The 25,668-nt window shown below is 71.6% G+C and carries 18 protein-coding genes; 4 read left to right on the plus strand and 14 right to left on the minus strand.

Features of this window, described 5'->3' with window-relative positions; translation table 11 throughout:
• Positions 1 to 7: 7 nt before the first annotated feature.
• Together WMF17_RS30450 and WMF17_RS30455 are read right to left on the minus strand one after the other, a co-directional pair.
• Positions 8 to 1,549 (minus strand): hypothetical protein, encoded by a 1,542-nt coding sequence (locus tag WMF17_RS30450; RefSeq protein WP_437644438.1) that lies wholly within the window; start codon positions 1,547 to 1,549, stop codon positions 8 to 10.
• On the minus strand, positions 1,546 to 2,205 hold the full coding sequence (locus tag WMF17_RS30455; RefSeq protein ID WP_437596686.1) for a Maf family protein: 660 nt from the start codon (positions 2,203 to 2,205) through the stop codon (positions 1,546 to 1,548). Before WMF17_RS30455 ends, WMF17_RS30450 begins: the two co-directional genes overlap by 4 nt.
• Before the next feature lie 233 nt (positions 2,206 to 2,438).
• Between WMF17_RS30455 and WMF17_RS30460 the strand changes: the two genes are divergently transcribed.
• Together WMF17_RS30460 and WMF17_RS30465 are read left to right on the plus strand one after the other, a co-directional pair.
• Positions 2,439 to 4,394: an OmpA family protein gene (locus WMF17_RS30460; RefSeq protein WP_437644440.1), complete on the plus strand. Its 1,956-nt coding sequence runs from the start codon at positions 2,439 to 2,441 to the stop codon at positions 4,392 to 4,394.
• Complete coding sequence (locus tag WMF17_RS30465; RefSeq protein WP_437644442.1) at positions 4,391 to 5,272, plus strand: PPC domain-containing DNA-binding protein; 882 nt, start codon at positions 4,391 to 4,393, stop codon at positions 5,270 to 5,272. Before WMF17_RS30460 ends, WMF17_RS30465 begins: the two co-directional genes overlap by 4 nt.
• A 50-nt stretch (positions 5,273 to 5,322) precedes the next feature.
• Here WMF17_RS30465 and WMF17_RS30470 read toward each other — a convergent pair whose 3' ends face one another.
• The 10 genes from WMF17_RS30470 to WMF17_RS30515 form a co-directional block, all read right to left on the minus strand.
• On the minus strand, positions 5,323 to 5,916 hold the full coding sequence (locus WMF17_RS30470; RefSeq protein ID WP_437596689.1) for a polysaccharide biosynthesis/export family protein: 594 nt from the start codon (positions 5,914 to 5,916) through the stop codon (positions 5,323 to 5,325).
• Entirely contained in the window at positions 5,916 to 7,253 is a 1,338-nt protein-coding gene (locus WMF17_RS30475) for a hypothetical protein (RefSeq protein WP_437596690.1), read from the minus strand. The genes WMF17_RS30470 and WMF17_RS30475 overlap by 1 nt, the downstream gene beginning before the upstream one ends.
• A gap of 95 nt (positions 7,254 to 7,348) precedes the next feature.
• Positions 7,349 to 7,924, minus strand: a complete 576-nt coding sequence (locus WMF17_RS30480) for a hypothetical protein (protein ID WP_437596691.1) — start codon at positions 7,922 to 7,924, stop codon at positions 7,349 to 7,351.
• Positions 7,925 to 8,135: 211 nt separating this feature from the next.
• Positions 8,136 to 9,578, minus strand: coding sequence for an AgmX/PglI C-terminal domain-containing protein (locus WMF17_RS30485; RefSeq protein WP_437596692.1), 1,443 nt, complete (start codon positions 9,576 to 9,578; stop codon positions 8,136 to 8,138).
• Between the two features lie 190 nt (positions 9,579 to 9,768).
• Complete coding sequence (locus WMF17_RS30490) at positions 9,769 to 10,359, minus strand: hypothetical protein (protein ID WP_437644444.1); 591 nt, start codon at positions 10,357 to 10,359, stop codon at positions 9,769 to 9,771.
• A gap of 49 nt (positions 10,360 to 10,408) precedes the next feature.
• Complete coding sequence (locus WMF17_RS30495; RefSeq protein WP_437644445.1) at positions 10,409 to 10,663, minus strand: hypothetical protein; 255 nt, start codon at positions 10,661 to 10,663, stop codon at positions 10,409 to 10,411.
• Positions 10,664 to 10,671: 8 nt separating this feature from the next.
• Positions 10,672 to 12,024 carry a tetratricopeptide repeat protein gene (locus WMF17_RS30500; protein WP_437596695.1) on the minus strand — a complete coding sequence of 451 codons (1,353 nt, stop codon included), beginning with the start codon at positions 12,022 to 12,024 and terminating at the stop codon, positions 10,672 to 10,674.
• Entirely contained in the window at positions 12,021 to 16,388 is a 4,368-nt protein-coding gene (locus tag WMF17_RS30505) for a tetratricopeptide repeat protein (protein WP_437644447.1), read from the minus strand. The genes WMF17_RS30500 and WMF17_RS30505 overlap by 4 nt, the downstream gene beginning before the upstream one ends.
• Positions 16,385 to 18,793 (minus strand): tetratricopeptide repeat protein, encoded by a 2,409-nt coding sequence (locus WMF17_RS30510; protein ID WP_437596697.1) that lies wholly within the window; start codon positions 18,791 to 18,793, stop codon positions 16,385 to 16,387. The genes WMF17_RS30505 and WMF17_RS30510 overlap by 4 nt, the downstream gene beginning before the upstream one ends.
• A 26-nt stretch (positions 18,794 to 18,819) precedes the next feature.
• Positions 18,820 to 19,668, minus strand: a complete 849-nt coding sequence (locus WMF17_RS30515) for a hypothetical protein (protein WP_437644449.1) — start codon at positions 19,666 to 19,668, stop codon at positions 18,820 to 18,822.
• Between the two features lie 493 nt (positions 19,669 to 20,161).
• Between WMF17_RS30515 and WMF17_RS30520 the strand changes: the two genes are divergently transcribed.
• Positions 20,162 to 20,782: an RNA polymerase sigma factor gene (locus tag WMF17_RS30520; RefSeq protein ID WP_437644451.1), complete on the plus strand. Its 621-nt coding sequence runs from the start codon at positions 20,162 to 20,164 to the stop codon at positions 20,780 to 20,782.
• A 19-nt stretch (positions 20,783 to 20,801) separates the two neighbouring features.
• Positions 20,802 to 21,779 carry a zf-HC2 domain-containing protein gene (locus tag WMF17_RS30525; RefSeq protein ID WP_437596700.1) on the plus strand — a complete coding sequence of 326 codons (978 nt, stop codon included), beginning with the start codon at positions 20,802 to 20,804 and terminating at the stop codon, positions 21,777 to 21,779.
• Positions 21,780 to 21,851: 72 nt separating this feature from the next.
• Here WMF17_RS30525 and WMF17_RS30530 read toward each other — a convergent pair whose 3' ends face one another.
• Positions 21,852 to 22,352, minus strand: coding sequence for a TIGR02266 family protein (locus tag WMF17_RS30530; RefSeq protein ID WP_437596701.1), 501 nt, complete (start codon positions 22,350 to 22,352; stop codon positions 21,852 to 21,854).
• A gap of 123 nt (positions 22,353 to 22,475) precedes the next feature.
• Entirely contained in the window at positions 22,476 to 25,190 is a 2,715-nt protein-coding gene (locus WMF17_RS30535; RefSeq protein ID WP_437644453.1) for a glycosyltransferase family 39 protein, read from the minus strand.
• Between the last annotated feature and the right edge of the window lie 478 nt (positions 25,191 to 25,668).

Here is a 25,668-nt window from a genome sequence, read left to right on the forward strand (position 1 = left end):
GGCGCTGTCAAAGTAGCTCGTCTTCCGGACCGCTCGGCGGCGCGGAGACCGCCTCGCCCGTGGGGTGCGGCGCGCCGGCGCGAGGCGGATCCGAGCTCTGGCGCGCCGCGGCGAGGGCGGCGAGCCCCGAGAGGAGGGGGAACGCGACAAGCGCGTAACGCCCCGCGCCGAAGAACACGGCGTGCGTCGCCGCGGTCGCAGCGAGGACGGCGAGCGCGGCGACCGCGAGCACCGGCGCCCGGAGGAGCGCGCGGCCCTGGAGCAGCGCGAGGCCGAGGAGCGCGAGGTAGCCCACCCACGCATGGACGTGCAGCGCGGCGACGACCCCCAGCGCGAACAGCGCGAGCCGAGCAAGCAAGAGCGCGCGCTGCGCGAGCCAGCGACGGCGAGCGCGATCACGAGGAGCGACGGGCGTCTGCGCGGGCTTGCGCGCTGCCCACATGAGCGCGAAGAGGAGGACGAACCGCTCGAACGCGGTCTCGACGGCGCCGAGCGCGACCTTGTCTCCCTCGCTGAACGCCGCCGGGTTCGAGGCGTGCAGGTACCACCCGGCCGCGCCACAGTAATCGAACGTCGCCGCGAGCTTGCGGGGCACGAGCCCGAGCCATGCGCCGGGGTGCTCCGCGATGTAGCGGCGCGCCTCACGGCCGAAGCAGGCGTCCTTGCCGGCCTCGTCGAAGACCTCGCGGCACGCCTCGGGCACCTGGATGGGCGCCCAGGCGCCGGTGGAGGCCGGGTCCGCGCCGATGAGGAGGTTCCAGCCGCCGTTCACGCTGACCAGCGCGCACTGGTTCATCCGCACGCAGTTGCGCGCGGTCCAGGGCGCGCACACGAGGAGCGCCGCGATGACGGTCACCAGGACCGGCGCCGCGCGTCGCGCCGCGCGCGCGGCGAGGGGCTCATCGATCCGGGCACCGTCGCCGGGCGGAGAGCCCAGGAGGGCGAGGCCGGCGAAGAGGGGCGCGAGCAGGAGCGCCTGCGGGCGGACGAGGGTTGCGACGCCGACGAGCAACCCGAGGACGGCGAACGGAGCCAGCGCCGGGCGGCGCTCGCGCGCCCACGCAGACGCCCACGCCGCGCAGGCGACGAGCGCGCCGGTGACGCCCTCGGTCATGAGGGCCGGGGTGTACGCGACGAGCCCGGGGTGGAGGGCGACGAGCGCGCCCGAGAGCGCCGGCACGGCGCGCGAGCGCGGCGCAGCGCGGGCTGCCAGGCGGTGGACGGCGAGCGCCGCGAGCGCGCCGAGCACCGCGTTCAGCAGCATCGCGACCGCAGGGTGCGCGCCGAGCAGCGCGTACAGCGCCCCGACGGCGCCCGGATAGCCGACCGGATAGTGCGCGGCGTACGTGACGACGCCGTCGGGCCACAGCCACGTGTAGCCGAGCCCCGCCGCGATCCGCTCGGCGATGCGCTGGTAATAGGCGCCGTCGGCCGCGGGCGGGAAGCGCCCGGCCGCCCAGACGACGACGGCGATCCGCACCGCGAGGGCGAGGCCGAAGATCGCGCCCGCGTCGCGCCGGCGCGCGGCCATCGAGACGTCGTCGCTCATGACGAACGCGCGGGCGACAGCGGGAAGCGCGCGAGCAAGCCGGCGGCGCGCAGCGCCGCGACGACCTCGCACGCGGGCAGGCCGACGACGTTGGAATAGGAGCCATCGATGCGCGCGACGGCGAACGCGCCGACGCCCTGGATCGCGTAGGCGCCGGCCTTGTCGAGCCCCTCGCCGGTCGCCGCGTACGACGCCACCTCGTCGTCGTCGAGCGCGCGGAAGCGCACGCGCGTCACGACCGTCTCGGCGTGGAGGGCCGCGGCGCGGCCCGGGACACCCGCCGGCGCGAGATCGACGTGACCGCCGCCGGCGATCGCGAACCGGGTCCAGACCTGGTGCTCGCGGCCCGAGAGGGCGCGGAGCATGGCGCGCGCGTCGGCCTCGTCCCGCGGCTTGCCGAGGATGGAGTCCTCGAGGATGACCGAGGTGTCAGCGACGAGGATCCCGCCGGTCCCGGCCGCCTGGTGCAGGCGCTGCGCGGCGGCGAGCTTCGCCAGGGTGACTCGCTCCAGGTAGGCCATGGCCCCCTCGCCGGGGCGCCCCGCCTCGTCGACCTCGGCCGCCGCGACGCGGAGAGGCAGGCCGAGCGTGGTCAGGATCTCTCGCCGGCGCGGCGAGCCGGAGCCAAGCAGGAGCGGATGCGCGTCGTCGATCATGGTCGTGCGGACGCCGGCGGTGCCGGGCCCGGCCGGGCGTGGTCGTAGCACGGCGCGAGAGCGACCGCGGGGCGCAGCGCATCGCGGAGCGCCGGGTGCCCCCCGGATCGCGCCGAGACGATTGCTGTTTTGACTCTCACCCCGGCAGTAGTAGAGGGTCGGGCGCGATGCGCGCCAACTGCAGGGTGCCGGCACGATCAAGCCTTCCGCTGCTGGTGGCCTCCGGGATCTTCATGGCGGCGCTCCTTCCCGCGCTGGCGCGCGCGGACGAGTGCGCGCCAGCGAACGGGCTGTCGGGCTGCATCGACGCCGACAACCTCTGGCCCCACGCGGGCGGCGGCCCCTTCTTCGCCGTGGGGAGCACGGGGACGGCGCCGAGCGCGAAGGCCTCGTTCGGCCTCGTGGCGAGCTACCTGTCGCGGCCGGTGGGCCTGCGCGTCGCCTCGCCCGACCCTGACGGGACGGTCGTCCACGTGCTCGACAACATGTTCGACGCGACCTTCCTGTGGTCGCTCGGGCTCACCGATCGCCTCGAGGTCACGGTCGCCGCTCCCGTCACCCTGTACCAGGACGGCGCGGGCTTCTCCGATGTCCTCGGCACCGACACGGAGCTGCAGCGCAGCGTGATGCGCGACACGCGCCTCGGCGCAGCGTTCGCGATCGTGCCGCCGCCCCGGCAGGGTCCGCTCGACGGCTTCTCGCTCGCAGCGCGCCTGGAGCTGGGTCTGCCCACCGGCGACAAGACCGTGTTCGCCAGCGCCGGGACCGTCACGTTCGCGCCGACCGTCACTGCGGCGTACCAGCTCGGCGAGCTCCGGCTCGCGGCCGAGGCCGGTGCCAGGCTCCGCGGCTCGAGCGCGCTGATCGACGTCGCGATCGGCTCGCAGCTCCTCGGCGCCCTCGGCGCCGCGGTCGACGTGCTCCCGGACCGCTGGCTCACGGCGTCTGCAGAGGCGTTCGCCCTCTACACGCTCGCCGAGCAGCCCGTCCGGGGCGCGGCGCCGGTGCCGGCGGAGTGGATCGTCTCGGTGACGAGCGCCCCGCTGCTCGCCGGCGACGTCTCGCTGTCCGCAGGCGGCGGGAGCGCCCTCCCGTTCTCCTCCGAAGGCGCGCTCACCGCGCCGCGCTTCCGGTTCAACCTGGGGCTGCGCTATGCGCCGACGGGACGCGACGCGGATGCCGACGGCGTCCTGGATCGCGACGACGCGTGCCCGCTCATCGCGGAGGATCGCGACGGGTATCAGGATGGCGACGGCTGCCCCGATCCCGACAACGACGGCGATCGGATCCCCGACGGGCGCGACAGGTGCCGGGACGAGGCCGAGACGATCGACGGCTTCCAGGACGACGACGGCTGCCCCGATGCCGACGACGACAACGACGGCATCCCGGACGACATCGACGCCTGCCGGAACGCCGCCGAGGATCGCGACGGCTTCCAGGACGACGACGGCTGCCCTGATCCCGACAACGACGGCGACGGGATCCCGGACGAGCGCGACATGTGCCCGAACGGCGCAGAAGACGTCGACGGCTTCAAGGACGACGACGGCTGCCCCGATCCCGACAACGACATCGACCAGGTCCCTGACGTCAGTGATCTGTGTCCGGACGCGCCCGAGGATCGCGACGGCTTCCAGGACGACGACGGCTGCCCCGATCCCGACAACGACGAGGACGGCGTGGCCGATGCGGCCGACGCATGCCCGGTGACGGCCGAGACGATCGACGGTACGAGCGACGCCGACGGCTGCCCCGAGCCGGCGGCCAGGTCGCTGCCGCAATGGTCCGGCGACCGGATCCTCCTCGACGGCCTGGTCCGCTTCCCTGCGGGGAGCGCACGGGTACCGCCGGCCCTGGCCGCCCAGCTCGGCATGATCGCCCAGCTCATGCGCGGGCGCATGCCCCTCGACGTCGTCATCGTGGAGGCCTACCCCGATCGCCAGGGCGATCAGTCGACGCGCGCGATCGAGCTCGCTGGCGCGCGCGCGAGCGCCGTCAAGGAGCTCCTCGCAAGCGCAGGATTCCCGGCGGACCGGATCACGGCCGCCGCTGGCGACACATCAGCCATGCGCGCGAAAGACGCGCCCCAGATCGAGGTGACGGCGACCCGTGCTCGGCGCTCGGAAAAAGCCCCCCGTGCTCCGGGCGCAGCCTCCTCGACCCCCGGAGAGAAGAAACCGCGATGAACGTTCTCGAGGCACGCCGTGCCCGCCATTTGATCATCCGCCTCGATCGGGGCGAGGAGCTCCCAGCAGCGCTGGTGCGCGCCCTTGACGAGGCCGAGGCGCGCGCCGGCTGGATCGAGGGGACAGGCTCGCTCGAGAAGGCGGAGATCGCGCTGTTCGATCAGGCCTCCCGCACCTACGCGAAGACGCGCGTCCTCGAGGGGCCCTGCGACGTGGTGGCGCTCTCCGGGAGCGTCGCGCTCCAGCAGGGCGAGACCTCGCTTCGCCTGTCCGCCACGCTCGCCCGCGAGTCCGGCGTCGGTCTCCAGCTCGCCGCCGGCGAGCTCGTCTGGGCGCGCGTCTACGGGCTCGAGCTCCGCGTCACAGCGTTCGACGATCTGCCCCTCGTGCGGGCGTTCGACGATCGAACGGGCCTCATGCAGCTCGCAGCCCAGTCGACCGGCATCGCGGCGACCGTGAGCGAACCGCCCCGGATGGCGCCTCCGGCGCAAGCCGCCGAGCCGACGCGCACGGCGCCTCCGGCGCAGGCCGCGGAGCCGCCCCGCGCGATGGCCCCGGAGCCGCCCCGCGCGGCGGCCTCGGTTGCCGAGCCCGCCCGCGCGGCGACGACCTCCGTCATGGAGCCCGCCCCTTTGCCGCTGCACCGCCCGGTCCGCCCTCGCCAGGAGGAGGAGAGCTATCCGGAAGTGGGCGACAGCGTGACCCACTTCCACTTCGGCGAGTGCACCGTGATCAGCTCCGACGGCGAGCGGATCCGCCTCCGCCAGGAGCGCGACGGGCGCGTGCGCGAGGTCTCGCTGACGATGCTCCGCATCGAGCCTCACACCGTGGATCCGGCGACGGGCAGGAAGCAGTTCCGCCTCGCGCGGAAGAACTGAGCGCACGGCGCGCCACCTCGCTCGAGAGGTGGCGCGCAGCGCGTCGTCGCTCAGAAGACGCGCTGCGCGACGTTGATCGAGTCCCCTGCCTGGAGAGGCACATCGGGGATCTTGTTGTCGATGATGTCCTCGACCGAGACGGTGGCGAACACGGTCTTGCCCTGGGACTTCCTGCGGATCGTGACGCGATCCTTATTTGCGATGCTGTTGAATCCCCCCGCCATCGAGATGGCGCGGAGCAGCGTCATGCCAGGTTGAAGCGGCAGGGACCCGGGCTTCTGCACCTCGCCGAGCACCTCGACCCGCTTCGAGTTATACTCCTTGATGCTCACGCTCACGCTGGGGTCGGTGAGGACCTGCCCCTCCATGAGCTTCGCGCGGACGAGCTCCGCCACTTCCTGAGGCTCCAGGCCCGCGATCTTGAGCCGCTTCACGTAGGGGAAGTCCACGGTGCCATCCGGCGCGACGGTGAACGCCGTGGGCAGCTTGTCTTCCCCGACGATGCGGAGCTCGAACACATCTCCGACACCGATGGTCGTCGCCTCCACCGGAGGGGGCAGGTTCACCGGCTCGGGCTGGCGCGACGAGCAGGCGGCGATCACCAGCGCGAGGAAGGCGGCGGCCCACCGACCGGAACGCCGCATCACATGAACCAGCGCACGCCCAGGTAGGCTTCGAGCTGCTGCCATCCGAGATAGTTCGTCGCCCCGGACTCGTCGAGGATCCTCAGCGCGGTGCTGCTGACGTTGTTGCCGTACCGCAGGGTCGAGTTGATCCCCAGAGAGTCCCCTATCCGGTACTCGCCGAACAGAGAGGCATCGATACGGACGTCCGTCCAGGGCTCCTGACGCTCGACCAGGCGTCCGTTGCCCGCCGGGATCTCGGGAAACACATGGGCTGCCACGCCGCCGTCGACGATGAGCAGAAACCGTCCGCCGAAGAAGTAGGTCAGCTTGAGGTACCCGCGATCGCGCTCGAAGTAGCTCGCGAGGAAGCTGTCGTGAAAATCGCGCGTGAAGCCAGCCGAGAGCGAGGAGAGCGCGAGCGTCGCCGCCTCAGGATCGGTTGACGGGTTCGGCGTCAAAAACCACTTCAGCTCGAGCTGGCCAATGACGCTGTCGAAGTCGTGCACGACGTCCCCGGCGTTGTTCGGCGTGTAGAAGCTCGCGCCCCAGCCGGCCATCGCGAGGAGACCGAAAGACGGCGTCACAAGACCGTTGATCCCGATCTGGGCCCGCAGAGGATGAGAGGCGAGCTGAGCGCCCGGATTCGGGTAATCGACGAACCCGAGCGACGCGTCGTAGATGAGCGCGGTGCGCGGCAAGAAGCGCCAGCGGCCTCGCGTCCGGACGATATGATGCATGTTCGTCAGGCTGTCGTACTCATCGACCTCGAAGAACGTGCCCATGAAGCGATAGCCCAACCGCCAATCGAGCAGCCCCCCGCCCGGCGTCCACACAAGCTCTGCTCCCGCGCCCGCGTTGACGCGCCGGAAGCTCTGGTTGGAGATCCCGATATCGGAGGAGGCGATGGTCCGGCCGAGCGACGCATCGAGGATCGCGGACCACGGGCGTCGGGGCAGGATCGTCAGGTTGGCGTCGAGTATGCCGCCGATGTTCCGCTGCTGACTCAGCCGCTCCTGCCCGCGCTCCGACCCGGATACCGGGACGAACTCATCGTAGGTCGCGGCGATGCCGCCGCGAAACTCGACATCCGGCGGCGGCGCGCCGGGCGTCGCCTCCTGGCGCTGCTGGCTGAGCGTCGAGAGCGAGAAGGACGGCGTGATCCGGAGCCGCATCGAGCCCACAGGCCCGATGTCGTCCGCGCTGGCCTGGTCTCTCTCGGCCCTGCGGAAGAAGTTGGAGTCATAGCCGAGCTCCGCGGCGACGCCCGGGTGCAGCTCGAGGTCGCCGGTGCGTATCCCGATGCCCTCGGTGTAGCGACGATCCTTGAGCCAGGGCTGATCCTGCGCCAGGGCCAACGCCGGGGACAGAGTGAGCGTCAATACGGCAGCGGCTATGGTTTCACGAAGTTTCATCGCCTATTGGGCAGTGGCAATCCGAGAGAGGCGGTCGCCTACCGAAAACAGCTGCTGCACGCAGGCGGCTCGATGATGATCGGGTTGACGGGATACTCGGAAGGATCCTCCTGGGGGAGATTCGGATCGATCGTGGCCGTGACGGCACTGTCGCCGACGAAGCCCGCTTCCTGGCCGATGCACTGGTTGGCCTCAGCCGTCAGTTGCTCGGCCCGCTGCCGCAATACCGTCAGGATCGTGAACTCGTGATTGGAGAGATCGGCATCCCGCCGATTCACGGCGAGCTCCAGGCCCTGCCGCCGCTCGCGGGCGGAACGGATGGCGACGTCGATCTGATTCAGCTTGTCGTTCAGGCAGAGCGTCTTCACGACGTCTCGCTGCGAACGCGCGGTCTCGAGCTGGCGACGAACGGACGTCCGGGCCCCGTCCATCCGGGCGAGGAAGGTCTCGCTCTGCGCGAGCTGCTCGGCAGGCGAGAGCGTCACCTGCCGCGCGAGGCCCGCGGATGCATCCGGCGGAGGCGCCGTCTGCGCCTGCGCAGCAGCGATGCCATGGCCGATCACAACCGAGATCAGCGCGACTGCTGCGAAGCCGGGGATCTGTTCACGCTTCATCGAAGCCTCCGAAAGTCAGGCCCGCGCAGTATAAGTGCGGGCAGACGCCGTTGTCAAAACGCAATGAACATGCCGGGCATCCAGCGGCTCACCCCATCGGGAGGACCCGTACGAGGTACTTCCCCATTGGATGCGCGACGCCAGCACGCCATTCACCTTCAGGCGAAGCGAGGAGATTGCGCCTTGTCCACGGAGTCGGGTGGCATCGGGTCTATTGGCTCACGAAGGTGACAGGAATCACAACCGTCGCGCCACCGCCCTCGGGCGGCGCGAACTGCGCGCTCTGGACGCGCGCGACGACGCAGGAGACCACCGTCCCGGACAGGCCGGAGCCCCCGGAGGGAGTCGCCGAGAGCACCTCACCGTTGGGGCCGATCTTCGCGGTGACCCGGACCGACCCCTTCATGCTCGGGTCCTCCTGAAGACCCTTGTTGTAGCAACGACGGAAGCCAGCCGTCATCCCTGCCACAACGGAGGGTGCGTTCGAGACGCTCCCGCCGGAGACCGCGGCACCGCCCACCTGGGCGTTGCCCACCGGTCCCTTCACCGTCTGCGCCGAGCCGGCGGTCGCCGGGCCGCTGGTCCCGGTGTTGCCGATGCTCGCAAGGCCACCGCCGCCGGCGGAGCCAGGTCGCACTGTGCCCCCACCGGCGGCGCCCATGTTCAATCCCGCCACACCGCCCTTTCCGACGCCGGACCCGGAGGCGGCCGCGTTTTCGAGGAGGCCGGTCGGCACATCGCCCGAGCTGAGGACGCTGGCTGTGGCGTTCGCGCTCGAGTTGAGCGCGCCCAGCATCTGCATGTCGAGCTGCGCGAGCTCGTTGGTGAGCGCCGAGGCGCGAGCGTCGCTCATCCCGCCGGAGCCCTTCCCCGGGCTGGCAGCCGCGCCCTTGTTCCCGCCGCCGCTCGCGGCCTTCGGCGCCTCGGCGGTGGGCGCCGCCGTCGCCGCCGTCGCCTCGGCGTTCTCCTTCGGCTGCTCGACCGCCGGCGGCGGGGGCAGCTGCTTCACGGACTCGAGCAGCGCCGCGACGTCGACCTCATCGTCGACGACCGGGTCCATCCAGTCGGAGTAGATCGACCCCACGGCTCCGAAGTGGAACAGGAACGAGAAGGCGGCGATGATCGTTGTCGTCCAGTCGATGTCGTTCGCGATCCCCGACTTCACCGAGACGGGCAGCTGCGGCTTGGGCTGCACCGGCGGCGGCGCGACGAACTGGAACAGGAACGTCGTCTCCCCCACGACGATCTTGCCGCGCGCCTCTTCGCTGAGCTGGACCTGATAGGCCTGGGCATTGCCCACGGCCGCGCGCTTGGCAGATGACTTGAGCGTGGAGAGCTCCGAGACGCCGGCCTTGAAGGCGACCCGGCCGGTCATCCCGTCCAGGAAATTGAGGAAGTACTCGCCGCCCACGAGCTCGAACAGCCGAAAGCTCGGCGGGATGCTCTTGCTCGGGATGACGAACATGCTCTTTTCGCTGGGACCGATGGTGACGTGGGTGCGCTGCTTGATGACACGCTCCTCGATCACCTTTCCCCCCTGGACCAGGCCGATCCTGAGGACCTTCGGGCCGGTCACCGGTGCGACCGCCCGCATGACCGCGGTCATCTGCCCGGGCTGCCCGGGGCGCGACGGGGTAGGGTGCTGCTGGGTCATTCCAAGGGGCTCCGGGAGAGAGGGGACGATGCAGGGGCCGCCGCCGATCGCGCGCGGCAGGCGGAGTCGCACCCCCGGGCCCGGTGGGCCCCGGGCCTGGAACCGCGGAAGGAGCGCTGCACGGCGGAGGGCACCACAGCTCGCGAGGGTACACGGACAGGTGGGGGCGGTCCAGGAGAGCGCGCCGCGCTCAGGGGCGCGCGCGGCGCGATCGCCGCGGTGATACAGAGGGCGCGCTGGCGGCCCGGACGACGCTGTCGAGCGGTCCGAGAGCGACGCCGACGAGCGCATCGACGGCCTCGCGCTTTCGCGAGGCGGCGGTGCGGCCGACGCGCCCGGCCGCCGCGGACGCGATCGCACCAGCGGCGCCCGCGACCAGGACGAGCGCGATGACCGATGGCCCGGCCCGCGCGAGGAAGGAGAGCGTGGCCAGGAGCAACGCGGCGAGCGCCGAGAGACGCGCCGCCGCGCGCGGCCAGCCCGCGCCGGCGTCGAGCCGCTGCTCGAGCTCGACGAGGAGATCGTTGGCCGCCGCGATCTTCGCGCGCGGGTCCGCGGCGGACATGACCTCGAGCGCGAGCCGGCGCTCCCAGCTCTCCGGCGGCGACCGCCTCGCCAGCTCGGCCAGCCGCGCCTCGCCGGGCAGCGCGCGGAGCGAGCGCGCGAGCGCCGTCAGGTCGCCGCCCGTCGCGCGCGCGACCTGCGCCGGATGCTTCCACGAGATCACGGCGCAGGCGCCGCTCGCCGCGAGCGACACCGCGATGAAGAGCGCGGCGGACACACCGCCGCCTAGCGCTCGGCGCGCGAGCCGCCGCCGGCGGCGCGAGGCACTAGAACGGCTCCTTGAAGATCGCCTGCTCGATGCGGTCCAGGAAGGGCTGACGCAGCTCGGCGAGCGTGAGCTTCGGCTGGATCCGGCTGACGTCGACGGCCGCGATGGGCTTCTGGATGCGGCCGGTGATCGTCACCTCGGCGAGCGTGATGACCCCGCGCTGCTTGCCCTTCTCCTGCGCGCTCGCGCGCTCGCCGTGGCAGAGGATCGCGAGCAGGACCGAACCCAGCGCAAGTGTCTTGTACGTGCTCATGGTCTCCCTCACCTGTCGGTCGCGGCGTCGGCGACGCCTCCATCCGCCGCGGCGGCAGGAGGTGCCGCGGGCTGCGCTGCGGCCGCAGCCGCGTCGAGCTCGCCCTCCTTGAGCTTGGCGCGGTTCAGGAGCTCCTCCGAGTCGTCACGCTGGCCCTTGTTGCGCAGCTCCTGGAACTTCGTCAGCGATTTTATCGCCTCCGCCACCTGCTGCTTGGGCGTCATGCCGGGGACGCTGGGGGCGAACAGGTAAAGCAGGCCGAGGTCGTAGTGGACCTGGGGCAGGTTCGGATTCCGGGCGAGCACCCAGTCGAACTCGCGCTTCGCGTCGCCGTAGCGCTCGATCAGGCGGTAGGCGTCCCCGAGGTTGAGGTGCGCGGCCACGTGCTCGGCGTCGAAGCGGACGGCGCCCTCGAGGAGGGGCAGGGCCTCCTGGGCATTGCCCGCCTCGAGCAGGTAGGTCGCGAGCTGCACCCGCGCCTCGACGAGATCGGGGCGGCGCGTCACCGCCTTGCGGAACTCCTCCAGCGCCGCGGCGCGCTGCCCCTGCTCCCGGAAGATCAGGCCGCGGAGCAGCAGCGCCTCCGCGTTGTCCCTGTCGCGCGGCGGGTTCTCGCTGACCGGCTCGAACCCGTCCAGGATCGCCTGGAGCGCGTACAGCGCGAGATCGAGGCGCCGGTTTCTGTAGTGATCGCGGGCGATGACGACCATCGCCGGCCGGTAGTCCGGGTTGATCTTCAGCGCTTCCTGCGCGATCCGCTGGGCCGAGCCGGTGTCCTTCTGGAGCGACTTGATCTCCGCGAGCGTCGCCGCGACGGCCGCCGATTTCGGCATCTGGCCGCGCTTCTCGTTGAGGAGCCGCTCGGCCTCGCCGAGCTGGTTCTTCCGGGCGAGGAGCATCGCGTACGCGATGATGGCGGGCTCGTAAGCCGGCACGAGCGTGAACGCCTGGCGGTAGCTCGCGCCGGCGCCCTCGTCCCGGAGCCGCTCCTGCACCACGCCGAGCGAGTAGAAGGCCTGGTGCGCGCGCGGATCGGCCTGCGCTGCCTGCGTGAACTGCGCCCTCGCGTTGGCGAGGTCGCCGATCGCGAACGACTGCAGGCCGCCCTGGTAGAACGCCGCCGCCCGGGCGTTCATGGCCGGATGCGTGGCCTGGGCAGGCTGGTCGTACGGTCGCGTCGAGCTCGGCGCGTCGTTCATGCCGTACGGCGCCTGGACGGGCGGGGCCGCGCCAGGACCCGTCATGGGGCGGGTGGGCACCTTGGGCGGCGGGGTCGCCTCGTCGCCGCAGGACGCGAGGGCGAACGGCGACACGACCGCGAGCAGGCTGACGAAGAGGGTGACAGAGAGGCGGCGCTTCATGGGACGACCGGCAGGGGCAGGGGGAGGCCGTCGGGCGCGAGCGGCGGAGTCATGCCGGGCCGCGTCCGGAGGAAAAGGCCATCCTTGTACTCGAACGGACGCTTCGTCTCGGGGTCGATGATCCCCTGACTCCACTCGCGGAGCTTGGCGTCGCCGAGGATGTCCGTGAAGAACGCGAGCCGCTGGATCGCATAATCCACCGCCGGATTCCGGACCTTCCACGCCTTCGCCCAGACGACGGACTCGACGTAGAACTTGACCATCGCCTTGTCGGCGTCGGTGAGGAGCCGCTCGCGCGCCGCGCGCCACTGCTCGCGCCGGTTCTGGCGGAGCGCGTCGGCCGTCTCCTGGAGATCCTCGCGATCGCTCGTCTCGGCGAGCTTGAGCAGCTTCTCTTCCTTGTCCGTGTAGAGCCTCAGGCCCGGCGGGCGTGCGTTGTAGAGGCCCGTGCGGCAGGAGTCGTAGAGCGAGCCCTGCCGCGCGCGCGCGGCGACCGACCACTGCCGCGATTCGTAGGCGGCGATGACCTCCTGGAGCTCCTTCCAGTACCGATCGTTGGCCCTGGTGATGTCGGCCTCGAAGGCCCGCTTCACCTGATCGATGACCCCCTCGTAGCGGTGGTGCCCCGTGTCGTAGTCGAACTCGGCCTTGATGCGATCATCGATGGCCTTGTAGGCGCACTCCGCGGCCATGTCGGCCTGCACCGATCCCAGGGCCTTCGCCTTGTCGCCGGTCGCCGAGCTCCGGAACGCCGTGAAGGCCGTCATGGTGTTCTTGCACCACTCCCGCGCCTTCGGATCGGCGGCGGCGCTGCGCATCTTGGACGCGTGGTAGGCCGCCTGGACGACATACCCGCGCGCGGCCGGGTTGTTCTTGTTGGCCGCATGATAGGCCTCCATCGATTGCATGGCCTTGGTGCGCGCGGCGCGGTTCGGGCCCTCGTCGGACCCCTGCTCGTCCCAGGCCTTCAGGTCCGCCGACGCGACGAGGAAGTCGATGTCGGCCTTCTGCTCGGGGGGCGGGTTCAGGCTCATGAAGGTGGCGCGCGAGGCGGTCATCTTGTCGCGCTCCCCGATGTTCGCGTAGAGCAGCGCCGAGTTCCGGGCCGCGTCCCGGCGCGCCGCCTGCTCGAACCGGGTGTTGCGAGCGATGGTGTCGTAGGTCTCGGCCGCGCTGCGGTAGTTGAAGAAGAGGACATACGCCGCGGACAGCGCGTCGTAGGCCTGCTTCAGGTACTTCACCCGCTCGGCGTAGCGCTTCGGATCCGGGTTCTTCGGAGGGTTCGCGTCCGGATCGCCCTTCTCGAGCTTCGCCAGGTTCTCCTCGTTTCCGTACTCCTTGATGAACAGGGAGTACATCGCGATGGCCTGGTCGTAGTCGCCCACCTGCTTGTAGCAGTAAGCGCCGTTCATCGCGGCCTCCGGCGCCTCGTCGCGGGCCGGCGCCTTCTCGAGCGCGACCTTGTAGAGCGCCGCAGCCTCGCGCCAGGCGGCGACGCGCGCCGGGCCGTCCGGCATCTTCTCGGCCTTCTCGAAGGCCCGGGCAGCGTCGAGGTAATAGCCGCGGGAGATCGTCGGCCGGGCGATGTCGCCCTCCTTCAGCTTCTGCTCCTCGCTGACAGCGCAGCTCCGCGTGAGCGCCGCCTCGGCCAGCTTGCGGCTCTGCTCGACGTTGTTCTCGAGGTTCGACATCGTCGTGAGCCGCTCCCACGCCTTGTAGCCGAACTCCGTCTTGCCGCACTGCGCGTTGTAGATGGGCTCGAGCCGCCTGCGCGCCTCGGCGAACTGGCCGTAAAGGAAGTAGTAGTCGGCCGCCTGGAACGCATAGAGTTCGATGTTCTTCGGGGCGTCGAGCGCGGGCGGGACGCGCTGGATGTACTCGTCCCGGGCGGCGACGGACGCCTGGACCTGCGGGGGCAGCGGCTCGGCGATCACGCGCTGCTCGTCGCCCTCGCCGACGAGCTTGACCTTCTCGCGCGGCTCGAGCCCCTCGGCGCCGTTCGTCCGCTGGAAGAGCTTGTGCCGATCCAGGAGCGCCTGGTGGGCGGTGTCGACGACCATGTACGCCGCGGGCTGCAGGTACTTGTCGTCCTCGTTGGAGTCCCGCACGCTGACCGCAGAGCTCCTCGCCAGCTCGACCTCCTGCGGGGTGGGCGAGCGATCCATGGCCACCGCGATCACGACGACCATGTGGTGCGCGTCGGCCAGCCAGTACCGGCTCTCGTACGCGTCCGGAGCGTTCTCGTCCTGGGCCAGGTAACCGGCCCAGCCCTGCGCGGCGAGGCGATACTCGCCGAGCGCCCGCTCGAAGATCGGGTCGCGCGTCTCCTTGTCGCTGACGGTCAGCGCCTGCTGCACGAGGGCGCTGCCCGCGTTGGTGTGATCGGCGGCAGCCCGGCGGAGCCCGCCGCGCACGAGCCGCTCGGCGGTCTGGATCGCCTCGGGATCGTCCTTGTTGGCCTCGACCCACGGGGTCGTGCCGACGTACTGGGCGAGCTTCGTCCGCGCCTCGAGCGCCTTCGCCGAGTTCATCGCGCGCTCGGCCGTCCCCTCGCGCGACTGCGACGTGAGCGTGTCGTAGATGTCCGCGATCTGGTTCTGGATCACGGGCGCGTCACGGTGCATCGGCCACTTCTGGAGGATGATCTCGCTCACCTCAATCGTGTTCCGGTACTGGTTGAGCTCCTTGAACTCCAGCGCGAGCGCCTTGTAGACCTCGACAGTCCACTTCTGATCCTGCGGGATCAGCTTGGGATCCTGGACGCGCTCGATGGCGATCCGCATCTTCTGCTCGGCCATGCGCGGGTCGGTCTCGACGTCGAGGACGTCATTGCGCGGGATGTAGGGCTCGTCCGGCCCGGGGCCGACGAAATCCAGGTACGTGAGCGAGCCGGCGATATAGGTGTACGCCTCCGCCCGGAAATCCGCGCCTGGGTCGCCCGTGAGCTTCTCCTGCTCGTCGGTGTAGCGGAGCAGCTCGATGAACTGGCGTACCGAGGTCTCGTAGCGCTGCTGCTTGAAGTACGTCCAGGCGAGCTTGTACATCGCGACGCCGTGGACAGGAGGCTTCTTGTACTTGATCGACTGCCGGTAGGACGACTCCGCCCTGTTGTAGTTGAACGGGCCGCCGGCGCGGTCGATCTCGTTGAAATGGTAGTCGCCGATCTGCCACCAGACCTCGGCGATGTAGCGGGGCTCGGCGCCGAGCGCCGTCTTCTGCGGGATCGGCTGGCAATCGTCAGGATATGGCGTGCTGTAGGCCGTCTCGTCCTCGACGACGGGGGCCGCCCCCCTCGCGGCCCTGCGGGCGGGCTGGATCGCCCGGCCGCCCGGCGTGGAGCGGATGGGCGTCGGGTGGCGCGCCTCCCAGCCGGTCCAGTAATCGTCGTCGTGGTCCTGCGGGAGCCTGCCGACCGTGTCGCGCGTCGGATCCTTCGGGTCGGGCGCGACGGGATAGGGATACCTGTCGTGGCACACGAGCGAGCGCCACACCTGCTGCGCCTCGGGGAACCGGACCGAATCGTTCAGCGCATGGCCGAGGTAATAATAGATCCCGGCGAGCTCGCGGTACTGAGGGAACTCGTTGATGACGCGCTTGTAGAGCGCGATGGCCGGGAGCAGCGCGAGGCTGAGATCCTCGCTCGCGTCGGTGTCGGTGCGCGCGCGCTCCTCGTAGAGCGCGGCCAGGCGGAACATCGCGTCGGGGGTGTTCTCGGGGTGAGCGTTCGGGCCGCTGTAGCGCTGGACGAACACCTCGAGCCGGCGGATCGCCTCTTCCCGGGCGTCGCGGAGGCCCTTCCGCTCCGTCTCGATCTCCCGGTCGAGCGACGAGAGGATGCGGCGGCGCCTGTCCTCGTAGTGGTGCTGCACGATGCGCGTGATGGCGCTCCGGTAGTCGCGGGCCGCCTTCTCGTAGGCGGCCGCTTCCTTCTCGAGCGCGGCGAGCGCGGCGAGCTGCGCGGGCGTCGGCGGTGGAGGCGGCGGCGCCTGCTTGCGCCCGACGGACATCGGCGGCGCGAAGGGTTGCGCCGGCGGCAGCGCCGCCGGCGCAGGGGCGGCTCCGGCCTGCGCAGCAGGCGCCCCGGCCCCTGGCGAGGCCGTGGTCGGCGCGGCCGCAGGAGCGGCGGAGGTCGCCGGCCCGGGCGACGGCTGGCCGCCCGGCTGCGAGCGCGCGAGGGGCGCGACCGCCAGCACCAGGGCAAGGCTGGCAACCCCGAGCGCGCCGCGCGGGCGACGGCGCCCCGCTCTCACGGCGTCGCCGAGCGGCACGCGCGCGCCCCCGGGCTCGAGGATCTGCGCCCCTGCCCCTGCGCGCGGTGCGCCAGCGTTCTGCGGCGCGCTCGCGCCGCCCTGCTGCTTGCTCACTTCTCGTCCTCCGGATCGCCGCTGTCGTCGAGGACCTCGTCGAGCTCCTCCTTGAGGAGCCGATCCTCACGGGCGCGCTCGACCTGCAGGCTGCGAACACGCGTCATCTGCTCCTCGCGGACCTCCCACGCCTCCTCGGTGATGCCGACGTCGGCGCGGAGGATGATGTTCTTCAGCCTGTCGCGGACGAGGCCGAAGTTTCGCATCGCGACCTCGCCGACGACGAGGCGCGCCTCCCGGTCGAGCGCGTCGAGCTGCACCGAGTAATGCACGACGCTCGCCGTCTCCCGGCTGACGATCTGCCGGAGGCCCGAGGACTTCTGGGCGACCTCTCCCTCGATCTCGCGGAGCGCCGCCTCGACCTTCGCGTCCGCCGCGTCGCCGGCGCGGAGCACCGGCGTGACCCGCTGCGCGTACGCCGCGAGATCCGGGCCGCCGGCGCCCGCCGCGGCCAGCGCGACCTCGCGCGTCAGGGCGTCGCGGTGCGCCTTGCGCGTCTGCGCGTCCTCGATGAAGCGCTGATCGCCGAAGCCGACCTGGACCCGGCCCGCGCTCACCTGCTTGCGGAGCACGTCCGCCTGCTGGCGATAGAGCGCGAGGTCGCGCTCGTTCTGCGCGAGCTCGTGCTCGAACCGGGCGATGCTCGCGGGATCTCGGACGACCCCGGCGTGCGGCCCATCGCGGAGCAGCCGCCTGAGCCCGTTGACCGTCGCCTGCAGCGTGTCCATCTGCAGCGTCAGCTGCTGGAGGCGCTGCGACTGGGTGTTCCACTGCTTGAGCGCCTGCGTCTCGCGATCCTGGAAGTCGCCGTCGGTGACGGGCACCCGCGAGAGGCGCTTCTCCAGCGCGCGGCGCCGCGCGCGGACGCCGCCGATCTCGCCCGAGAGCGAGCCGTCCTCCACGTCGTCCATGCCCTGGCCGAGCGCGAGGCGCGCCAGCGCGACCCGGTTGAGCAGCGCGAGCGCCTTCTCCTCGCCGGCCTTGAGCTCCGGGAACGCGCGCACCCGGTTGGGCGAGCTGAGCACGGCGTTCAGCTTCTCGATGAGCTCGTTCGATTGCTTGATCAGCTCGCGGCAGTAGTGGATGTCGTCGATGACCGCGAACGCAGCCGGCCCATCCTCGGCCTCGCGCGCCCACTGCACCGCGAGCGGCGGGAGCGCGGAGCTCGTGTCGAGCGCCTCGAGCTGCTCCTGGCTCAGCTTGTCGTAGTAGACCGCGGGATCGCTCGTCGAGCCGAGGAACGCATCCACGCGCGCGCGCATCGGATCGTAGGTGGCGCGGACGCCCTCGTACACCTTCAGCGCCTTCTCGAAGCGGCCGGCGCGCAGCATCAGGTCGCCGCGGAGCAGCGAGCCGTCCGCGATGTTCTGGCTGTCCGGCTCCGCGATGGCGAGGATCTCGAGCGATCGCTGGGCGCGATCCACGTCGCCCAGGCGAACGTAGACCCAGGCGAGCTCGTAGAGCATGGCCCCGAACTCGGGCGAGACGCGGTCGATGTGGCCGTACGCCTGCACGGCCTGTGCCCACTGGTCAGCCTCGTAGAAGAGCCGCCCGATCGCGAGCCACGCAAGGTCGATGACGCGCCGGTGCTCCGGGGTGTCGGCCGGCAGCTGCGTCACCTTCTGGAACAGGTCGATCGCGGCGACGTAGCGGGTCTTGGGCACCGCCGGGGGCACGTCGCCCTCCTTGAGCGGCTCCGGCGGGGGCGTCGCTTCCTTCACCGCGATGAGGCCGAGCAGGTATCTCGCCTGGTGGAAGTACTCGCTCCGCGGGTCGACCGCGCCGAGCGCCGCCTTCGCGCCGGCGAAGTCCTTCTTCACGTAAAGGCCCTTGCCGCGCGCGTACGAGAGGGCGCTCCCCGCCGCGGAGGACGGGATGTTGTTCATCGACGCGAAGATGGCGTCGAGGGCGTCGTAATCCTTGATCCGGAGGCAGATGTCCACGAGCCGTCCGAGCGCCTTCGCCTGGTAGGCGGCGAAGCGCGGCTCGGCGCTGCTCGCGACGATCCGCTGGAACGCGCGGCGGGCCGAGAGGTACTGCTTCGAGCGGAAGTACGTCTCGCCGAGCAGCGTGAGCGCGTCCGGGAAGGCCGTCGGATGGTCAGGGTACTTCTCGACCACCTGGTTCAGCACGTTCGCCGCGCGCTCGTAGTCCCTGGAGCCCATCAGCAGGACCGCATCCGCGATGCGCTGCGCCGGGGTGCGCTGCTCGCCGCGGGACTTCTGGATCGCCGCCTGGATGGCGCCCAGCCCGGAGCCGACGCCGCTGATCTGCTGAGACGCGCTCGTGTAAGCGCGCTCGGAGTCCAGGGCCCACGCATCGGCAGGGGCCACGGTCGTGGCCGCGCCGAGCAGGAGCAGGCCAAGCAAGGCAGGGGTAACCCGCGATCCGGAGTCCCAGGTCATGGCGACTTGTCCTAACGAGCTCGAACCTACTTGCCACCCGCGGCGGCGGCCGGCTGCCCGGAAGCATCCGAGAGGCCGCTAACGATCTTCTCGACGAAACGGACCGCCGGGCGCTCTTCGAGCGGGGTCGTGACCCCCCCCTTCTCGAACGCGACCGCCTGGAGGTTCATCGTTTTCCCCTCGACCGCCGTGAAGGAATGGCTGGAGCGCACCTCGAAGCGGTAGCCGCGGAGGTAGGAGAACACCCCGTAGCCGTTGCCCTGCAGGTTCACGAGCACCTGGAGGGTGTGATCCCCCGGCGGAACCGAGCCGTTGAAGATCGGGATCTCGGTCTGCTCCGCGAGGGCGCCCGACTGATCGGTCTTGTTGTACTGAACGGCACCATCCAGGACGATCAGCACGCGGGTCACGCGGAACGCGCTCGACAGCTCGTTGTTGAACCGGATCGAGGCGCGCGAGCCGGCGCCGCCCCCGGAGAGGATCGTGTCGCTGAGGAGCGAGAGCCGCGTATGGCTGCGGCGGATCTGCTCCTTGAGCTCATCGATGCGCTGCTCCAGATCGCGTAGCCGCACCGCGTAGGTCGGGCCGTCCATCGCCGGGGCGGCGGTGGCGCCCGCAGCCGGCGCGGCCGTCGATGCAGCCGCGGCGCCCGTCGTGGCAGGCGATGCAGCCGTGCCCGCAGCCGGGGCGCCCGCCGTGGCGGCGGGCGCAGGGGCGGCTTGCGCTCCCGCCGCAGGCGCTGATGCGGCCGGCGCCGCAGAGGCGGCAGGAGCAGCGGCCTTGCCCGACGCGCCGTCGGGGCTCTGCGCGAGGGCGGGCATGACCATCAAGAACGAGGCCCCCACCCCCACAGCCAGCATCCTGATAAGTCGCATCGAAAGGTAACCTCGTGGTTTTACCCTCGTCAGCAGAGGGGGGCGACCTCACGCCCGGTGCCGGCGAGTCTAGTGGCGGCGGGCTTCCGAGCGCAACGACCTGGACAGCTTCCTCACCCCCCGGCAGAGCGCGTCGCCGCTCGCGACGCAACGGCGGCGCGAACCATGCAGCGAAAATCCTGCGGGAGCCCTCACCCAGCGCACGTCCGCGGCGTCCTCAGCCGGTCGACGATGCGCTGCCACGAGGACGCCACGCGACCGAAAGCGGGCTCCCCTCCGGACGCCCGCGCCCCTCCCCTCGCCGCGGGCGAAGGGGGCTCGCTCGCTCGGGGGCGGATCCGCTAAGGTGCGCTTGTGTCAGGGGAAGGAGAGCGCCTCAGATCTTCGAGCCACGCTGCGCGTCCGATCCGACGCCGCGGTCGTCGCCACGAACACCCCGCCGGTCGGGCCGCCGAAGGAGCGCCGCAGAGGCTCGGCCGCTCCGGGAGCTAGGATGGTCCCGATTTCTCGAGAGGAGGTCACCGACGAAGCCCTGATGATGCGTTTTCAGGGCGGCGACCGCGCCGCATTTGCCGGGCTCGTCCGGCGGCACAAAACGCCCATCTACAACTTCATCCTGCGGCAGATCCGCGGGCCTGCGATCGCCGAGGATCTGGTGCAGGATGTGTTCGTGAAGATCGTGCAGAGCGCGTCCGACTTCAAGCATGAGGCGAGGTTCACCACCTGGGCCTACGCCATCGCGCGCAACGTCTGCATCGATCACCTGCGCAAGATGTCGCTCCGGCGCCACCCGTCGCTCGACCAGGGCTCCGGCGACGGCGGCGACGGGCCCACGCTCGGCGAGCGGACCGCGGACCCGGCGCCCCAGGCCGCGGTGGACCGGGTCGCGATCGGCGCCGAGATGGGGCAGCTCATCGTGCGCGCGGTGGAGGGCCTCCCGCACGAGCAGCGGGAGGTCTTCCTGCTCCGGGAGATCGGGCACGTGCCCTTCAAGGACATCGCCCAGATCGTGGGGGTGCCCGAGAACACGGTGAAGAGCCGGATGCGCTACGCCCTGGAGCGGCTTCAGGAGGCGCTCTCGGAGTACGAAGATTACGCGAGGGCGCTGCGCTAGCGCGCCGGAAGAGCTGTCTATGGACTGCGAGAAGTTCGACCAGCACGTGATGGACGCGCTCTACGACGAGCTCGACGAGCTGACGCATGCGGCCATGAAGCGGCACATGGACAGCTGCGGCCGGTGCGCCTCGGCGTTCGCGGGGCTGCGCGCGGCCCGCGACGCCGGCCCCTTGCCGCTCGAGGAGCCGAGCGAGGAGCTCGAGGCGCGGATCCTCGACGCGGTCGAGGTCGCGCAGAAGAAGACGCCGTTCCGGCGCAAGGCGCTCCGCGCGCTCGCCTGGGCCGGCAGCCACGCGATGCGGCCGCAGCTGGCGATGGCGGCGCTCTTCGTGCTCGTCATCGGCTCGAGCCTGCTGCTGCTGCGGCCGAAGACCGGCGTGGCCCCCGTGCGGGTCACCGAGTGGGGCCAGCCTGCGTCGGTTCACCATGAGCCGCCCAGCGTCCCCGCGCCGGCCGCCCTGGCCACGTCGACGGAGGAGGGCGATGCCCGGCGCCCGGCCGAAGCGAAGGCGGGCGAGCCGCCGAGGACGCTGGTGGAGGCGGCGAAGGAGAAGAGCGCGCGCGCGGCCGCGGCCCCCGAGGACGGCGCGAGCGCCGCGCTCCGGGAGGCGCAGACGCTGCAGCGGAAGTCGGGCTGCGCGGCCGCCGTCGGCAAGCTCGACGAGGTCGGCGCGCGGTACCCGGGCACGCCGGCCGCGCACGCGGCGATGTGGGAGGCGGCCCGGTGCTACGAGGGTGCCGGGGAGACGGAGAAGGCGCGAGAGCTGCTGCTCGCGCTGCGCCCCGCGAAGGGGTATGGCGACCGCGTCGAGCAGATGCTCGCGGGCCTCGAGACGAACGTCGGGCGCTCGCAGGCCAAGAACGCGATTCCGATGGCCTCCCGCCCCGCGGCGGCAGCTCCACCTCGGCGCGCCGCGCCGAGCGCGAAGCCCGCGGCGCCGCCGCGCGCAGACGACGCGCAGGAGCCGGCGCAGGCGGCCCCCTCGACGCCGTGATGGGACGCTGACGGGCCGCGGGCGCACGCGCCGGCGTCGCCGCGATGGACGCCGCGGGCGCACGCGCCGGCGTCAGTTCGACCTCACCGGCGCATCGCGGATGTAGGCGATCGTCCTGATCGTGTCGACGATGCGCTCGCGATCGTCGGGCGTGAGATCGACGAAGCGGATGCCCATGCCCGGGTTCGGGTTGTCGTGGAGAGGGCGCACCTCGTTGATCCACTGCACCGTCCCCTCGAGCACGTACGAGCCCTCGGCCCCCGGCGGCGAGAAGCGGAGCGTGAGCCGCGTGCCGATCGAGAGCGGCTGCGTCGTGCGGACGAAGATGCCCATCTCCGAGATGTTGGTGATGGAAGCGTAGAGGAACGTCTCCTCCGTCTCGCAGTCCACGAGCCACGTGACGTAGAGGCGCTCGGACGAGCGTCGGTTGAGCGAGTCCGGGGCGGAGCTCTCGCGCTCGTCCTCTCCGCCGGCGTGGCGTTCGTCCCCGTAGGCGCCGCTCTGCGCGGGGGATGCCGATGAACCGCCAGGCACGTCGGGCGGATGGTTGGAATCACCACGGCCCCCGGTCATGTTTCTGCGACTAGCCGCTTTCCGCACGCGCGTCGAGGGCGCTCGACGACGAGGACCGCGCGCGCCAGGCGCACAGGGGACCCGCGCGCCATGGCATGCGTCGGGCACCCCACAACGAGCGGCTCACCGCACGCGGATGACGCCGCCGCGGATGCGGTTCTCGTGCTCAGGCCCGCGCGACACCTGAAAGCGCGTCTCGCCGGCAAAAAGGCCGAAGTAGAACGCGTAGTCGCCCGGGGTGAAGTTGGGCTCGAGCCGGAGCTCATGGTCGTCCACGATGACGTCGCCCGGTTGCCACAGGCTCGGCGGGTAGCGCCCCTCGAGCACGGGGTGGTCGCCGTTGTAACGGCGCTGGAACCCATCGATGTGAACGAACATCTTCCAGTTGCCGACGATCGACCGGTGGACCCGGAAGTAGGTCCGCAAGTGGTAGGTCTTCTGGGGGACCACGCTCGAGACCTTCTGGCCATCGTCGTCGGTCAGCTCCCAGCCGAGCACCTCCAGCTGATCCTCGAACATCGCGTCGATCGGGTTCGCGGGCGCGACGGGCTCGTCGAGCACGACACGGCTGAGCCAGCTCTCGTTCGGTCGACCGCCGAGCTCGTTCGACGCGAGGAGGATCTGGCTCGATCGACCGTCGAGCACGGGCAGGTTGCGCTTGTGGTGCTTGCGGAAGAGGCTGTTCAACCGGGGCAGCTCGTCGGATTTGACGACGAGCCAGCGGCGAGCCCCGGGAGCGGCGGATCCCTCCGCAGCGCTGTCCGCCGTGGCGGTGAGCCAGGCGAACGCCCGCGGGACGTCGTCGAACGACGCGATCTCACCGCCCTGGTAGTAGGCCGCCGCGCGGCTCCGGACGCCGAGCGTCGCGAGCGGCTCGCCGGGTCTGCGCAGCGACCCGTACGACGCGAAGACCGCCTTCGGGGAGAGCTGAGCGGCGAGCGCCGGGTAGTACCAGAAGCTCAGCGCGAAGCCGGCGAGGAGGCCGGCGAGCAGCGTGCCGAGGGCGCGGGGCATGGCAGCGCGCGCGACGACGAAGCGGAACGCGTCGCGCATCGCGATGAGCACCACGGGCGCCGCCGCGAGCAGCAAGGGCAGCGCCCACCACGCGTTCATCCCGTACGCGGCGAGGTGGTTCGGCATCCGCGCCACGGTCCCCCATCCGATGCGCCTGCCGACGAAGAGCATCGCGCCGACGCCGACGAGCGCCGCCTCGAGGACGATCAGCAGGAAGAGCAGGTTGCCGCCCCAGATGCGGGCGAGCTCCCCGGCGCCGGCGTGGAGCTCGTCGGCGAGGCGCCGCGCCCACGCCTTGAAGCTGCGATCGAGCTCGCGGGGCTGCTCCTCGATCCAGGTGAGCGCGACGAGGCCCCCGAACGCTATCAGGACGAAGCGCATCGCGGAGGCCGCCTCTTCCTCGAAGCTCTTCGGGAAGACCGGCTTGTCGACGGAGAAGACGCTGAGGGCCCTGTCCGGCGAGAGGACGAGGTCGCGGTAGAGGACGAACGCGAGCACGGAGCAGCCGACGGCGAGCGCTCGCGAGGAGGGGGCGCCGCGCTCGAGATCGCGGATGGCGAGCGCGGCGATCGCGGCGAGGAGCGCGGGGCCGCTGAACGGGAGCGCCCCGGCGTGCGGCGCGAGCAGCGCGAAGGCGCCGTAGGCGAGCGCCGACGTGACGACGAGGGCGATCCGGACGCCTGCCTCGCGATCGAGGCCAGGCGCGACGACCTCGGCCCCTGGCTCCACGGCAGGGGCGCGGAAGATGCGGCCGATGGCGAACGGCAGGAAGGCGCTCCACGGGAAGAGGGCGTGTCCGAGCTGGCGCAGCGTGAGGTCGAACGTGGACTCGACCGGCGGCTTCTTGAGGAGCGCGACGCCGAGGGCGCGGGGGAGCGGCGCGTCGGCGCTGGAGCTCGCGAGCACGAGGAGGCCCTTCGCCGTCGCGGCGACGCCGAGCAGGAGCGCAGCGCAGCCCACGAGGTCGCCGAGCGTGGGGCGCGGGCCCTCCGGCCCGGGCCAGGCGCCGGACGTCCGGAGCACGAGCCAGGTCAGGCCGGCGCCGAGCGCGGGGACGGCGACCCCGATCAGCAGGCCGCGGCTGAGGTATCCGGCGGCGAGGCCGAGGATCCCCACCGCGAGCCACGCGGCCGGCGCGAGCCGGGCGCCGCGTTGCGCTCGTCGCCTGCCCTCGATCAGCGCGCCGGTCAGCCCGCAGAACGCCATCGTGAGCGCGGCCATGGTGACGATGTCGCCGAGCATGGTGCGGGCCTGCATCACGTAGAGCGGCATCGTCGCGAGCACCGCGACGCCGTACAGGCCGGCCTTGCGGTCGACCAGGCGCGCGAGAAACTCGTAGAGCACGAGCGCGCCGGCCAGCCCCCACAGCGCGAGCGGGAGACGCCCGGCCCAGTCGTGCAGGCCGAACAGCCGGAAGCCGAGCGCCATCGAGGTGAACCCGAGCTCGCCCATCCCGAGGTCGGTCAGGGTCGGCAGCTGCCCGGCAGACGCTGCGAGATCCACGCCGCGCGCGCCGAAGACGTGGATGGCGATGCGGCGGGCAAGGTCGGCGTTGTCGAGCTCGTAGGGGTCCCAGATCCCGCTCGTGCCGAGGAGGGGCAGCAGCGCGAGGGCCGCGAGCGCGAGGGCCGCGAGCCGCGCAGGGCCGGCTCTCCAGGCGCCGTCCACCGCGCCGGCGCGGCCCCTGGCCGGCGCGCTGCCGGCCTCGGCCGAGCGGTCCTCGCGGGGTGGTGCCTCGTCGTGGGACGGGGCTCCGGTCGCTTGCGGGTCGGGGGCGGCGGGCGGGGCTCCGCTTTGTGGATCCCCTCGGTGGACGCTCGACATGCGAGGCATCCCCTTACCGCCTTCGCGCACGCTTGACCACGGATCGTAGGGAAGCGTTTGTAGCCCCCCTGGGCGTCTGCTATCGCGCGCGGCGTGGTAAAAGGCCGTCCCCAGAGTGCGCCCAAGGGCGCGAAAGCGCGCCAGCAGGCGTCGAAGCCCTCCCCGGCTGCCGCCGGCCCCCGTCCCGCCAGGAACGGTGGCCGAGGCAGCCGCCGGGGAGCGCAATCCGACGAGGAGCCCCGGACGGGCGAGGCGGCGACCCCGCCGGCGCGCCCGCCCCGGGGTGAAGACGAGGCGCACGCCGACGACAGGCCGCGAGGCGCGGGTAAGCGGGGCGGCGACGCGCGCGCTGCCGGGCGGGGCGGCGCCGAGCGCGCTGCCGGGCGGGGCGGCGCCGAGCGCGCTGCCACCAAGGCAGGGGCTACCGAACGGGGCGCCAGGAAGAGCCGGAGCTCTGCGGCGTCTGCGGCGCGCTCCT

This window comes from Sorangium sp. So ce362, assembly GCF_051519845.1.
Taxonomy (GTDB): Bacteria; Myxococcota_A; Polyangia; order Polyangiales; family Polyangiaceae; genus Sorangium.

Coding starts and splice junctions, on each gene's coding strand:
- WMF17_RS30455 (WP_437596686.1), bottom strand. CDS start 2,205: ATGATCGACGACGCGCATCCGCTCCTGCTTGGCTCCGGCTCGCCGCGC.
- WMF17_RS30515 (WP_437644449.1), bottom strand. CDS start 19,668: ATGCGACTTATCAGGATGCTGGCTGTGGGGGTGGGGGCCTCGTTCTTG.
- WMF17_RS30520 (WP_437644451.1), top strand. CDS start 20,162: ATGGTCCCGATTTCTCGAGAGGAGGTCACCGACGAAGCCCTGATGATG.
- WMF17_RS30510 (WP_437596697.1), bottom strand. CDS start 18,793: ATGACCTGGGACTCCGGATCGCGGGTTACCCCTGCCTTGCTTGGCCTG.
- WMF17_RS30525 (WP_437596700.1), top strand. CDS start 20,802: ATGGACTGCGAGAAGTTCGACCAGCACGTGATGGACGCGCTCTACGAC.
- WMF17_RS30450 (WP_437644438.1), bottom strand. CDS start 1,549: ATGAGCGACGACGTCTCGATGGCCGCGCGCCGGCGCGACGCGGGCGCG.
- WMF17_RS30460 (WP_437644440.1), top strand. CDS start 2,439: ATGGCGGCGCTCCTTCCCGCGCTGGCGCGCGCGGACGAGTGCGCGCCA.
- WMF17_RS30530 (WP_437596701.1), bottom strand. CDS start 22,352: ATGACCGGGGGCCGTGGTGATTCCAACCATCCGCCCGACGTGCCTGGC.
- WMF17_RS30485 (WP_437596692.1), bottom strand. CDS start 9,578: ATGACCCAGCAGCACCCTACCCCGTCGCGCCCCGGGCAGCCCGGGCAG.
- WMF17_RS30500 (WP_437596695.1), bottom strand. CDS start 12,024: ATGAAGCGCCGCCTCTCTGTCACCCTCTTCGTCAGCCTGCTCGCGGTC.
- WMF17_RS30535 (WP_437644453.1), bottom strand. CDS start 25,190: ATGTCGAGCGTCCACCGAGGGGATCCACAAAGCGGAGCCCCGCCCGCC.
- WMF17_RS30470 (WP_437596689.1), bottom strand. CDS start 5,916: ATGCGGCGTTCCGGTCGGTGGGCCGCCGCCTTCCTCGCGCTGGTGATC.
- WMF17_RS30495 (WP_437644445.1), bottom strand. CDS start 10,663: ATGAGCACGTACAAGACACTTGCGCTGGGTTCGGTCCTGCTCGCGATC.
- WMF17_RS30465 (WP_437644442.1), top strand. CDS start 4,391: ATGAACGTTCTCGAGGCACGCCGTGCCCGCCATTTGATCATCCGCCTC.
- WMF17_RS30480 (WP_437596691.1), bottom strand. CDS start 7,924: ATGAAGCGTGAACAGATCCCCGGCTTCGCAGCAGTCGCGCTGATCTCG.